Source organism: Streptomyces sp. NBC_01261 (assembly GCF_036226385.1).
Classification (GTDB): domain Bacteria; phylum Actinomycetota; class Actinomycetes; order Streptomycetales; family Streptomycetaceae; genus Streptomyces.
Genome location: NZ_CP108463.1, coordinates 92,797 through 105,291, shown reverse-complemented (window position 1 = coordinate 105,291; position 12,495 = coordinate 92,797). Strand labels below are relative to the sequence as shown.

Below are 12,495 nucleotides of genomic sequence, written 5' to 3'. Positions count from 1 at the left end.
CTCTTCCCCGTCAGGTGTCGATGGTGATGCCGTAGTCGGTCGCCAGGCCCGCCAGACCGGTGTCGTAGCCCTGCCCGACGGCACGGGCCTTCCATCCGGTTGTGTGGCGGTAGAGCTCCACCGCGATGGTGACGGTCTCACCCGAGGAGAAGGGTCCCGGGGCGAAGGACAGCTGGGCTCCGGACGCCTGGGTGATGCCTGCTTGCCAGAGGGTGTACTGGTCGAACACCGCGACGGGTTGCGCTTCGAGGTCAATGCTGACGATGACGGCGATCGTTACGACGTCGTCAGGGACGAGGCCCAGGTCGGCGGTGACGGTGCCCCCGCCGACGCTGACCCCGTCCTGGCTGGGGTGGTTGTAGAAGACGAGGTCGTGGTCGCTGCGTACCTTGCCGTTGCGGGTGAGAAGAACAGCGGACACATCAACGGGTGCGCCGGTGGCGGTGATGCGGACCGTGGTCGGCTCGGTGTGTACAACTGTGTTGGTTCCCTTCGCCAGCAGGCGCCGCGTGCCGTTCTCCTCGGTGAGAGGCGGCGGGTCGGTGGGGGAGTGGGGCATGGCCGAGGGTGGACTGGTGCGGGTGAGCATGGCGAGAACATGCTGGAGAACGGGCCAGCCTTCGGTTTCTTCGCCAGGCCAGGGCCAGGTCAGCCGCTGGGCGCCGAACTCCTTGGCGGTCGGCGGCCGCCCGAGTGCCTCCTGTAACTGGAGGTAGCGCAGGCTTTCGGTGGCCAGGCGGCTGAGCTGCCACTGCCGTTGGGTTTCCTCCGGGTTGTTCACCCAGGTGTTGTGGTCGACGGGCTTGCCGCCTAGCTCCTGATATACCCGGCGGGCGAAGTCGTAGCCGTCGCCGGCCAGCAGGCGGGCGGGCCGCTCCTGCGGGGAAGATGCCGGCTCGCCGATGGCTGTGTACAGCGCTCCCAGGTCGCCGCCCGTCCAGTGGTTGGCTGCCGTGGTGGCGAACCGGGCGAACTGGGCCAGCGTGGGGGGACGCCCCTTGGCGGCGACGACGCGGTGATGCTGGTGGGCGACCTCCTCCAACTCGGAGCGCCAGCGGCTCTCCACGAAGGCACCGAGATACTGCTCGGCCCAGGCCCGTCGGTGCCGGGTGATGAGATCCCGCACTCGCTCGAAACCGTCCCGGCGGGCGCCGTGACTCATGCTGGAGGTGAACGTCACCTGCCCGTACGAGGTCTCGACCGTACTGTCCTCGCTGTCGGTGATCTCCTCCTCTGGCCCCAGCAACTCTTCAGCGGCTTGCAGCTCGCGGAAGAAGACGGCGTCCACCGGGCATCCAGCCGCGCGCAGCGCGGCCAGCGGCCTGCTGTAGTAGCGGTCGACACGGTCCAAGGAGGTACGCGAGTAGGGACCTTCACACACAAACCACGCGGTCAAGGCCACGCCGTGCCAGAACTCGCCCGCGGGACCGAGGGCTTGGGCCATGGTCTGGTGCGGGCGCGGGTTGCTGACGATGCTGCCGGGGTACCGCTGGAGCGTCACCCTCTCCCACAGCCGCCCCACCCGTTCGAGGACATCGGCGGGCAGACGCTGCCGGTACAACTGGGGGGTGAACCCCTGCTCGGTCCTGGACAGCATCATCAGGTCCTGATCGACCAGGCCCCACAACGACGGCATTCCCCGTGACTGGACGGCATGCGCCTGGTCGAAGCCCGCCCACCAGTCGCGCAGGGCCGCAGCCCGCTCCTCCACCGGGGACACGGCACTGCCGCCGCCGAGGAAGGCCGCGAGCATCGCATGGACCTCGTCCTCCGCGATCCCCGCCTCGGCAGCCATGCCGGCCGTCTGCGCGGTCATGCCGACGTACAGACGCGGCTCGGGCAGAGCGGTGATGATCTCCTCATCCGGGTGCGGGGGAGCCTGAAGGTAATCCAGCACAGCCAGCCAGTCGCCCCCGAAGTACGCGGAGACGACCGGCTGCAGCTCTTTGGTCAGCACCCGGCGCGCCAGGGCCGTTCCCGTCTTGGCCTTCTTGGCGAAACCAGCCATCAGCTCTTGCAACCGCTGGATCCGGTGACGTGCAGCAAGCTGCACGAGGTCGGCGGCGGCAAGGGTGTCCAGCAAATCCAGGCGGGCCTGCTGCTGTCCCGCACGGTCCAGTTGGTGCCAGCCGCCGCCGAAGCGGAAGGCTTCCAGCGCACTCTCGTCGACGCCCAGCAGCCGGTAACGCTCCTCGATGACTGCCCAGAACCGCTGCTGTTCTGTGCGAGGGAAGATCTCTCCTGCCGCTCGCAGTCGGATGGGCTGAAGCAGTGCGTCGAACAGCGGCACCAGCAGCGCCCACAGCAGCACCGTGTCCCAGCCCTCCACAGCGGTGAGGCGGGCGGTGTCATCGGCGGCCAGCGTCAGAGCGTGGCCGGGGCGTTCACGCAGCAGATACGGCAGGTTGACTGCCCCCGCCTTGACCGAGAGTTTCTGCGGCAGGTACCACGCGCCGAGCCGCTGCTGCTCCTGGGCCCCGAAGGCGTTGGCGCAGAAGACTTCTTCTTCCCGGGTGAGGGCAGTCACCTTGGCGGTGTCCGGCGTCTGGCGTCCTCGGCCGGGGACCACGGTGGCCACCGGCCGTCCGGCGAGCCCTGTGGCCAGCAGTCCGGCCGCCAAGGCGTCGATATCGGCGAACCGTTGCTCTTGTCCGGCCGCCCGCTCCAGGGCGAGTGCCTGCCCGGGACTACATTCCACAGCCGGCTGCCACCAGCGTGTCGGGTCACTGGCCACCGGTCAGCCTCCGCATGTACTCGACGAACTGCTCAAACGGCACCGGCGCAGCAGTGCTCTGCGCATAGACGGCGTAGCGCTGGGCCATCAGCTGCATCTCCCGCTCGCTCCTTCGTGCCTCCACACGATCCAGCCCGTGCACCACGCGCTGCTCGACGCGTCCCCGCTCGTACAGCACGAACGCGTCCACCCCGCCCAACCCTCCACCGGCCCCCTCCGCGCCGCCGCCGGTGAGATCCCCTTCCAGGGTGGTGGCGTCGATCAGCGGGACATCCAGGAGCACAGCGGGATCCATGTCGTTGTCCGCGCACATGGCCTCCAGATGCTCCTCCAGGCCAAGTTCGGCATGGCAGACCACGTCCAGGTACTGCCGGTCGGCAGACACCGAGGTCTGGCGCAGGACGCGGACACCACGGCCGACGAACTGGTAGAACTCGCCGAAGCTGCCATAGGGGCGCAGCGGCACGACCACGGTGATCGGCGGGAAGTCGTAGCCCTGGCCGAGCATCCGCAGCTGCACGATGCCCTGCAAATCCCCGGCGTCGGACTCGAAGCGCCGCCGGGTGGAGGCGATCGCGGAGGGGGGCATGCTGTGGTGCAGCGTGGCGCAGGGGATCCCGTACTCCTCGGCGATCCTCGCGATCTGCTCAGCATGCGCCTGGCCCATCGCCGCGAACAGCACCCTCGGCTTGACGGGCGCAAGCAGCTTGGCCTGGACATCCAGACACGCCCGCGTCACGGCCATCACCTGGCGGATCGGCGCCTCGGACTGCGCGGTGATGCGTGCCATCTTCCGCTCGTCGCCCAGCATGGCCAGCAAAGCATCACGGCCCACGATCTGCTCGCGCCGCCCGTCCGGCCACACCGCCTCATACACCGTCGACGCCACCTCGGGAGCGAACCGGTGCACCCGCAGGTTCTTCGCCGACCCGTCCGCGACGGAGTCCACCAGCCGGTAGCGGTAGACGACATCGGCGTCGATCGGCTTGCCGTCCAAACGCTGGAAGCACGCCGACATCAGTAGGGTGCGCGCACCCTGGAAGTGGGCGAACAATCGCTGGTAGGAGGCGCTGGCCGCGATGTGCGCCTCATCGACGACGATGAAGTCGATGTCGTCCGGCTCCAGCTTGGCCAGCAGGTCCCCGTCCCTGTCGCCCGTGCCCAGCGCATGGAAGTTCGTGACCAGGATGTCCGCGTCCAGCAGCCGCTCACGGCTGACCTGGCTGATCTGCCCGTCGTCCGCGTCCAGGACGAGCGTGGCTGGCGGGCGGGCACCGGGCAACAGCGGTCCGCCCGCCAGTCCGTACAGGACGTTACCCGGCATCCCCGGATCGAGGGCCTTGGCGAAAGTCCCCCGGATGACCGAGCCCGGGGTCACCACCAGCGCCCGCCGGCTGCTGAACGACAGCGCGGCCGCCACCCCCAGGGCTGTCTTGCCCGACCCCACCGCCATCACCGCAGCTGCGTGCTGGCCGCCGCAGGCGTAGTAGTTCGCCAACGCGGCCAACGCCTCGTCCTGGCACGCCCGCAGCGGCGCCCGGTCCACCTGGGCGCGCACACCGGCGAAGTACGCCCCGCCCGACGGCAGTTCGGCACAGCGGGGCGGATCGGCCGCCCGCATCGGGTCGCCGGCCATGTCCGGGATCTCGATACGCGGCACGGCAGTCACCAGCGGCGCCAGGAGCGGATCCTGTCGCAGCAGCGCCTGCAACTGGGCCACACAGCGCGCAGTGTCCACGCGGACCGCATCGTAGGAGAAGCGCAGCACCGTCAGGCCCGTGGCGGCCAGATCGTTCTGCCGCAGCCGGTCGTAGGTGAACGCGGCCCGGTCACTGTGGAAGGCGAACCCGTCCAGCTCGACGGCCAACCGCAACGACTCACCCGCGACCAGGTAATCCAGCCGGTAGGCACGCTCGTTCACGGTGACCGGGTGCTGGCTGTGCACCCGCGAAACGATCGACGCATCCACGGCCGGTGTGAGCACCCACCGTAAGAACGCCTCCTCCAGATAGGAGGAGGCGGGGATCAGCCGCTCCAGCCGAGCACTCATACCGGTCCGCTCCTTGCCGCCTCGGCGACCAGCGCACCGGCCTTCTCCGACAGCCGGACCGACACGTCCTCACCCTGCCCGAAACGGGCCAGCCGCCGTGCCAGCTCGAGCGCTTCCGTGATAGCGCCCTCGCGCTCCAGCAGAGCGATCAATCGCGGCACAGACGTCACCCGCACAAACGTCACCGGAGCATCGGCGGTCTCGTCGAAGGACACTGCCTGCGGGGCGGCCTCCATCAACTCCAGATCCAGCAGGGCGAACACCTCGAGCAACTCAAGGCCTTCAGGGGCCGCACGCCGCGCACTCCACAGTCGATCGACCGCGCCTTGCAGGACGAAGTGGTAGTCCATGGCCGCACCCGGAAGCTCCAACGCCTCCCAGACACAGGTGACCAACTCGGCCCCGTGCGCGTCGAACGGCACATGCCGACTGGCTGGCGTCGCAGATGTACTGCCCTCGGCGGTCGGCCACATCGGCGAGCCGTACGACGCATCGGGCCGAACCCCTGCTCCCGGCAACGCCTCACGCACGACACCTGGACTACCGGCAAAGGCAATGCCGGGGATCGCCGCCATACGCTCAAACCACGCCTTCACATTCCCCCCTCATACGCGTACAGGCCCCGCAGCCCCACCTGCCGTGTAGCGGCCCCACCCACCCCTGAAACAGCTCATTGTCACAGGGACGGACACCTCACCAACAGGGCACCACGCACTACGCACGCTTGCGCCTCATGAGCGCAGGGGGTGAGGGGATTTGCTCCGAGTCTCGTGCAGAGCTTCTGCTGCTCGGTCACCGTGCTTCGTCCGCCACGGCCTGTCCGGCGGAGAGGCGGATCAGGGCACTGCGGGCGCTGGGATACCCGGACTGGGCGGCCCGCTGATACCACGTGGCGGCTTCGTCGAGCCGTCCGCTCTCATCCAGAATCTCGGCCACGAGCAGCTCAGCTCCCAGGTACCCGTCGTTGGCCAGGGGAGTGAGCCAGGCCACCGCCTCGTCGGCCTGGCCCGCTTTGAGCATCAGGCCGGCTGCGCGTCCCAGGGCTCCTGGGCGGCCGAGGTCGGCCAGGCGGCGCAGCCATTGCGTGAGGTCGGTGTCCTGACCAGTTTGAGTGAGCAGGGCGATCGCGGTGTCGAGGATGTCGAGGTCCGTCTGCTCCGCGAGTTGTTTGATCCAGACGGCGGCTGCGGCGGACTGGCCCTGGCCGAGCATGACGTCGACGACGGTGTACACAGAGAGAAGGTGGCCTTGGGCGGCTGCCGCGCGGTACTCCTCCAAGGCATCGTCGACGCGCCCGAGCTGATGCAGCAACCCTGCGGCCTTTCTGCGGGCCGTCACGAAGGCGCCGTTGTCTGCCGCGAGCTGGTACATGGTGAGCGCTTCGGCGAGTTGGCCCGAATTGTTGAGGGTCTCTGCGGCTTCCCACGCTGCCGCGTGGTCCCCGGCCTGTGCTGCTTTGAGGAGGAACCTCAGGTGGTCCGTGTCATGCATGGTGCGCGCAGAGCGGCCGAAGGCGAACAGATCCTCGGGACGGGCGTGCCGGAACGCCGCTTCCCACAGAGCCATGGGAACGTTCCTGCCGTACCGGGTTCCGCGGCGGTGCTGCTCCAGGTAGTCGGCCAGCCGGTAGTGAGGGGTGTCGAAGGCTGCCTGTCCCGGCCGGGGCTTGATCCGGGTGAGCGCGCCGCGGGCTCCATGGCAGGGCTGTGCGGTGTAGGCCAAGGCTTCCTCGAACCAGTCGTCGTTGCTCTGGTCCCACTCCTGGTCGGTGAGGTAACCGGGTGCGGCAGTTTCGAGAAGGGGGTGGGGAAGGGCGAGACCATTACCCAGCAGGCGTGCATCCATGGCTGCTTCCAAAACAGCTCGTGCAGTGGGAGGGGCTGTCGGCGTCGTCTGAACGGTGACCCTCTGACGGCGGATCAAAACTGACTCACTTCGTGGCATCCATACCAACCTGATCTTGATTGGAGATCGGGAGGAGAGGGTGATCCAAGTGGAGGACTGGGCAGAGATCCGCAGGCTGCACCGGGCCGAGGAGATGCCGATCCGGGCGATCGCAAGGCATCTGGGCATCTCGAAGAACACGGTGAAACGGGCGCTGGCCACGGACCGGCCGCCGGTGTACTCCCGGCCGCTGAAGGGCTCGGCGGTCGACGCGGTCGAACCGCAGATCCGTGAGCTGCTGAAACAGACCCCGACGATGCCGGCGACGGTGATCGCGGAGCGGATCGGCTGGGACCGCGGGATGACGATTCTCAAGGACCGCGTCCGCGAGCTGCGGCCCGCCTACCTCCCTGTCGATCCGGTCTCGCGCACGACGTATCAGCCCGGCGAACTGGCTCAGTGCGACCTGTGGTTCCCGCCGGTGGACATCCCGCTCGGCTATGGCCAGTCCGGGCGGCCACCGGTGCTGGTGATGGTCTCGGGCTACTCGAGGATCATCGCTGCACGGATGCTGCCGAGCCGGATGACAGGCGATCTGATCGACGGTCACTGGCAGCTGCTGACCGGCTGGAATGCGGTGCCGAAAATGCTGGTCTGGGACAACGAGGCCGGTATCGGCCAGGGCAGGGTCACCGTCGACTTCGCCGCCTTCGCCGGACTCCTCGCGGTCAAGATCTTCCTCTGCCGGCCCCGTGATCCAGAAGCGAAGGGGCTGGTCGAGAGGGCCAATGGCTACCTCGAGACGAGCTTTCTGCCCGGCCGCACCTTCAGCGGACCCGGCGACTTCAACACCCAGCTCGAACGGTGGCTGCACGTCGCCAACCGGCGCATCCACCGCACCCTGGGCACCCGTCCCATCGAGCGGTGGGAGGCCGACCGGGCCGGCATGCTCGCCCTCCCGCCCGTCGATCCGCCCCGCTGGTCGCGCTTCTTCACCCGCATCGGACGCGACCACTACATCCGCGTCGACACCTGCGACTACTCCGTGCACCCCCTGGCGATCGGCAAGAAAGTCCAGGTCACCACCAGCATCGAGGAGGTCATCGCCATCCTCACTCCCGGCGGGGCCGTCGTGGCCCGCCATGCCCGCTGCTGGGCCAAGCACCAGACCATCACCGATCCCGATCACGCCCGCACCGCCGCTGCCCTGCGCGGTGAGTACCGCCACCACACCGCGGCCCAGGCCGCCCGACTCCGCGCCACGGCCGCCGCCGACCGCCTGGTCGACGTCGAGCAACGCGAACTGACCGACTACGACCGGGTGTTCACCCTCATCGAGGGCGACGCCGGCCGCGACGAGACCGGGGACGGGGTGTCCTGAATGGCCCGCACCGCCATCAAACCGGTCACTACGAAGACGGGCAGCGGCCGGACCGGCGAGCAGACCGCGTCCGACCTGGCCTTCTACTCCCGCGCGATGAAGGCCCCGGCCCTGCTGGACGCCGCCGAGCGCCTCGCCGAGCGGGCCCGCACCGAATCCTGGACCCACGCCGAGTTCCTGGTCGCCTGCCTGCAGCGCGAAGTCGCCGCCCGTGAGAGCCACGGCGGCGAGGCCCGCATCCGCGGCGCCCGTTTCCCCGCGATCAAGACGATCGAGGAACTCGACGTCACCCATCTGCGCGGCATAACGCGCCAACAGCTCGCGCATCTGGGCACGTTGGACTTCATCGCCGGCAAGGAGAACGCCGTTTTTCTGGGACCGCCGGGGACCGGGAAGACACACCTGGCGATCGGACTCGCGGTCCGCGCCTGCCAGGCCGGCCACCGGGTCGCGTTCGCCACAGCCGCCGAATGGGTCGACCGCCTGGCCGCCGCCCACCACGCCGGACACCTCCAGGCCGAGCTCACCAAACTGTCCCGCTATCCGCTGATCGTGGTCGACGAGGTCGGCTACATCCCCCTTCGAGGCGGAGGCCGCGAACCTGTTCTTCCAGCTCATCTCGAACCGATACGAACGCGCGTCCGTGATCGTCACGAGCAACAAGCCCTTCGGACGCTGGGGAGAGGTCTTCGGCGACGAGACCGTGGCCGCCGCCATGATCGACCGCCTCGTCCACCACGCCGAGGTCCATTCCCTCAAAGGCGATTCCTACCGGATGCGCGGACGGCAACTCGGACGCGTCCCCACCGCCACAACAGAAACCGACTGAACACCACCAACCACAAGCCACACGGGTCACGATTCAACCGACCAGAGTGGGTCCGCGTTCAACCGCCGCCGACAACGGGCCGTGCGGCGGGTGAGGCGCCTCGTCATCAAGGTGATGGCCGCCCAGGTGATCAAGGATTCGCTCATCTCGGGGAGCCGTTCGTAATTCCGGCAGTGACGGCAGGCCCGCATGATCCACGACCAGGAACGCTCGACCACCCACCTGGCGCTGCAGGCTACTTGCTGGGATCTCGCCGGGAGCTTGACCCAGTCAACACCCTGACACCTGCGTGGCGCGCTGTTTGGAGGCCCATGACGTCACGGCGTACAGGGGCGAGTAGCGGTAGTTCGGAGAAGGTGCTCACTCCCCAGTTGTGGGAGGACGTGCTCACCGACCGCGGCTTCACCGTCGAGGCGATCGACCTTCTCCACCGCCAGGCAGGCGACCCGGTCGTCGACCAGCTCATCCAGGCCCGCCGCGCCTGAACACCCTCGGTACCCTGCACATCGGGCTCGACGGCACCTTCCCGTGGCGCGACTGTTGGTTCAACGTCTGCCCTTCCGACGCCGACACGGTCGCGGGCCTGCTGCGGGAGAAAGCTTCAGCCTGCGGGCCAACGCCAAGACCATCGAGGGTGCTCAGCACCCGGACCGGGACGCCCAGTTCTGCTACCTGAATGAGCAGGCACGAGACCACAAGGACGCCGGTGACCCGGTGATCAGCGTCGACAGCAAGAAGAAGGAGCTGATCGGCCACTACAAGAACGCCGGGCACCAATGGCGGCCCGCAGGGCAGCCCGTGAGGATGCGGTGCTCCTCACGGCGCAGGCGCTTGGAGAGCTCTTGGACGCGGAGAACTTCAAACGCTGGGAACGCGAGAGCCGCCTCCCGACGCCCCGCTGGCACCGCAGTGTTGGGGAAGCGCTTGGGATCCCCCTGGAGGAGATTGTCCGGGCGTGTCAACGCTCTCGCGAAACTGAACACCCACCAGTCCCGCATAATTGCCTCCCTTCGAGGTCGTGCGACTTGTTCGAGGCACTGCCGTCGGCCAGGCACTATTGGCGAATGGAAGAGGATCTCCCGACCGTGTCGGTGTGCCTGTGGCGTGCGGATGCCATCGTGTTGTTCGACTGGCTGACGAGCACGGATCTCGACTCGGTGCCGGTCACCCACCCCGCTCAGAAGCAGGCTCTGGCCGATTTGCTGTCACGGCTGGAGTGGGCCGCGGGCACCGATGTGACAGGGTCGACCTCGGAGGAGATCGCCGCAGCTCAGCGGGAAGTCGCCCGAGACATGGGCTGGTCGTTCGGCCGTGCCGCCGCGAGGTCCGCCGTCTGAAGGTCTGCACCGTCCGTTCCGGCCTGCTCTTCCCGCACGCCGTCCAGGCTGTGGACGTCGAGCGCCGCCGCACCCGCCGCAAGACCGGGAAGGCCGAGACGAAGACCGTCTGGGCGATCACCAGCCTCCCGCCCGAACAGGCCAGCCCGGCGCGACTCGCCGAACTCGTCCAGAGTCACTGGTCGGTTGAGGCCCTGCATCACGTCAGAGATGTGATGTTCGGCGAGGGCGCCTCGCGAGTACGCACCGGCACCGCGCCCCGCGTCATGGCAGCCTTGCGCAACCTCGCCATCGGACTCATGCGCCAGGCAGGCTGGACCAACATCGCCGCCGCAGCCGACCGCTACCGCTCACGCCCCAGCACGCTGCAGCCGTGCTCCGACTCTCAACCTGAGAACGCATCACCCCTGGTGTCGCACCACCTGGGTTGATCATCGCTGCGCTGATCGCGTCGCGCCGGCGGTCATCGCCACGAGCTCGCCCAGCACCTCGCGCTCGATGTCGAGGAACGACCGCTCCTCACCCTCGGCGATCCACTTGCCGAAGGCCACGCCGAACACGGTGACCCCGGATTCCGCGGCGAGCGTGGCCGTCGCCTCGGGGACGCCCCGCGATCGGAGGGCGGCAGTGACCGCCGTGGCCAGCCCGGCCAGCTTCAGCAGCTCCCGTTCCTGCAGCGCGGGATTCCCGGAGATGATCGTCCGCCGCCGCCTGGAGTGGTCGCGGCGCTCGGCGGGGAAGAACGGCGCCGCGGCCGACAGGGCGGACTCGACCATTTCGAGCGGTGACGCGTGCGGCGCAGCCGCGGCCACGCCGTCCAGGAACGCCTGCTCCAGCAGTTCCTGGCCGCTGAAGAGCACCTCGCGCTTGTCGGCGAAGTGGCGGAAGAACGTGCGCTCCGTGAGGCCGACGGCCTGGGCGATGTCGGCCGCGGTCGTCCTGTCGTAGCCGCGACTGATGTAGAGGTCCATCGCCGCCGCCTGTAGTCGTTCCCGCGCCCCGGGTTCCCATCGCACCATGGTCACCACTCTAGTGATGACAGCGGCCGACATGGCAGCTACAGTGATGTCAGTCACTGACGTCAGTGACTGACATCGCTCGCTTCGTTCACCAGGCTTGGCCATCGAAGGAGATCATTCACATGCGCGTCTTCGTCACCGGAGCATCCGGGTGGATCGGTTCGGCCACGGTCGACGAGCTGCTCGCCGCCGGCCACGAGGTGGTCGGGCTCGCCCGCTCCGACGCCTCGGCCGCGTCCATCGACGCGAAGGGTGCCCAGGTCCGTCGTGGCGACCTCGACGACCTCGACAGCATCCGGGAGGGAGCCGCGAGTGCTGACGCCGTCCTCCACCTCGCCAACAAGCACGACTTCGACAATCCCGCCGTCTCCAGTCAGGCCGAACGGGCCGCCGTGCAGGCGATCGGCGACGTCCTGACCGGATCGGGCCGTCCGTTTCTGCTGGCGTCCGGCGTCGCCGGCCCGGCGCAGGGCCGGGTGACAACCGAGGGCGACAGGTCACCGTTCCACGGCCTGCAGTCCCCCCGAGGCGGCAGCGAGAACCTCGCGCTGGAGTACGTCGATCGCGGCGTGCACACGGTCAGCGTGCGGTTCGCCCCGACCGTGCACGGCGACGGCGACCACGGGTTCATCGCGGCCCTGGTCGCGATCGCCCGGGAGAAAGGGGTCGCGGGCTACGTCGGCGACGGCACGAACCGCTGGCCGGCGGTCCACCGGTCGGATGCCGCGCAGATCACCCGCCTGGGACTGGAGAAGGCCCCGGCGGGAACGCTCCTGCACGCGGTGAGCGAGGAGGGAGTCCCCACACGGGAGATCGCCCAGGCCATCGGACGAGGACTCGACGTTCCCGTGACCTCGATCGCACCGCAGGACGCACAGAAACACTTCGGCTGGATTGGCCGCTTCTTCGCCATGGACATCCCCGCCTCCAGCACTCGCACCCAGGAACTCCTCGGCTGGGCACCAAGCGGGCCCAGCCTCATCCAGGACCTGGATGCCGGGTCCTACTTCCGCGCCTGACGCACCTGGCAGGCCGACGCACCAGGCAGTGCCGGTCTCGACAACGACGACATGCAGGGGCGAGGACACGGAACCGACAGGGTTTGCTTGGATCGTGTGCTCGGACGAAGGGCCAGCACGGTTCTGGTCACGGACACCGACTTCCCGGATCGTCAAGCACGACAGACGTGGCCCCTGTTCGTGATCAAGGGCGTCAACAACCTTGAACATCAGGGGTCCCGTCGTTGGCGAACCGGGCGAAC

11 protein-coding genes and 3 pseudogenes are annotated in these 12,495 nt (G+C 68.4%); 8 read left to right on the top strand and 6 right to left on the bottom strand.

Translation table 11 applies throughout. The annotated features are described in order from the left end of the window. Window positions 1-10: 10 nt before the first annotated feature. From OG226_RS00385 to OG226_RS00370, 4 genes are all read right to left on the bottom strand, one after another. On the bottom strand, window positions 11-2,734 hold the full coding sequence (locus OG226_RS00385) for a TerD family protein (protein WP_329347231.1): 2,724 nt from the start codon (window positions 2,732-2,734) through the stop codon (window positions 11-13). Then, on the bottom strand, window positions 2,724-4,784 hold the full coding sequence (locus OG226_RS00380) for a DEAD/DEAH box helicase family protein (protein WP_329347230.1): 2,061 nt from the start codon (window positions 4,782-4,784) through the stop codon (window positions 2,724-2,726). Before OG226_RS00380 ends, OG226_RS00385 begins: the two co-directional genes overlap by 11 nt. Continuing rightward, window positions 4,781-5,359 (bottom strand): hypothetical protein, encoded by a 579-nt coding sequence (locus OG226_RS00375; RefSeq protein WP_329347229.1) that lies wholly within the window; start codon window positions 5,357-5,359, stop codon window positions 4,781-4,783. Before OG226_RS00375 ends, OG226_RS00380 begins: the two co-directional genes overlap by 4 nt. 217 nt (window positions 5,360-5,576) lie before the next feature. After that, window positions 5,577-6,629, bottom strand: a complete 1,053-nt coding sequence (locus tag OG226_RS00370) for a hypothetical protein (RefSeq protein WP_329347228.1) — start codon at window positions 6,627-6,629, stop codon at window positions 5,577-5,579. Window positions 6,630-6,768: 139 nt separating this feature from the next. Between OG226_RS00370 and istA the strand changes: the two genes are divergently transcribed. The 3 genes and pseudogenes from istA (at window position 6,769) to OG226_RS00355 (ending at window position 8,878) form a co-directional block, all read left to right on the top strand. Continuing rightward, window positions 6,769-8,049, top strand: coding sequence for an IS21 family transposase (gene istA, locus OG226_RS00365; RefSeq protein WP_329347227.1), 1,281 nt, complete (start codon window positions 6,769-6,771; stop codon window positions 8,047-8,049). Continuing rightward, window positions 8,050-8,583, top strand: a pseudogene (locus OG226_RS00360) (ATP-binding protein); the annotation flags it as partial. Between the two features lie 109 nt (window positions 8,584-8,692). Continuing rightward, a complete protein-coding gene (locus OG226_RS00355; protein ID WP_443066841.1) occupies window positions 8,693-8,878 on the top strand; it encodes an ATP-binding protein in 186 nt (61 codons plus the stop codon). Between the two features lie 86 nt (window positions 8,879-8,964). Here OG226_RS00355 and OG226_RS51425 read toward each other — a convergent pair. Beyond that, window positions 8,965-9,177 (bottom strand): annotated as a pseudogene (locus OG226_RS51425) (hypothetical protein); the annotation flags it as partial. 12 nt (window positions 9,178-9,189) lie between these two features. Between OG226_RS51425 and OG226_RS00345 the strand changes: the two are divergent. The 4 genes and pseudogenes from OG226_RS00345 (at window position 9,190) to OG226_RS00330 (ending at window position 10,646) form a co-directional block, all read left to right on the top strand. Continuing rightward, the gene (locus OG226_RS00345; protein ID WP_329353744.1) at window positions 9,190-9,363 is read left to right on the top strand and encodes a hypothetical protein; all 174 of its coding nucleotides are present in this window, start codon (window positions 9,190-9,192) and stop codon (window positions 9,361-9,363) included. Between the two features lie 80 nt (window positions 9,364-9,443). Continuing rightward, window positions 9,444-9,685 (top strand): annotated as a pseudogene (locus tag OG226_RS00340) (ISAzo13-like element transposase-related protein); the annotation flags it as partial. A gap of 257 nt (window positions 9,686-9,942) precedes the next feature. Continuing rightward, window positions 9,943-10,215: a hypothetical protein gene (locus OG226_RS00335; protein WP_329347225.1), complete on the top strand. Its 273-nt coding sequence runs from the start codon at window positions 9,943-9,945 to the stop codon at window positions 10,213-10,215. A 50-nt stretch (window positions 10,216-10,265) separates the two neighbouring features. Beyond that, entirely contained in the window at window positions 10,266-10,646 is a 381-nt protein-coding gene (locus OG226_RS00330; protein ID WP_329347224.1) for a transposase, read from the top strand. On the opposite strand, the gene OG226_RS00325 is transcribed toward OG226_RS00330, so the two are convergent. Continuing rightward, window positions 10,647-11,234: a TetR/AcrR family transcriptional regulator gene (locus OG226_RS00325; RefSeq protein ID WP_329347223.1), complete on the bottom strand. Its 588-nt coding sequence runs from the start codon at window positions 11,232-11,234 to the stop codon at window positions 10,647-10,649. 122 nt (window positions 11,235-11,356) lie between these two features. Between OG226_RS00325 and OG226_RS00320 the strand changes: the two genes are divergently transcribed. Beyond that, window positions 11,357-12,253 (top strand): SDR family oxidoreductase, encoded by an 897-nt coding sequence (locus tag OG226_RS00320; RefSeq protein WP_329347221.1) that lies wholly within the window; start codon window positions 11,357-11,359, stop codon window positions 12,251-12,253. Window positions 12,254-12,495: the final 242 nt, after the last annotated feature.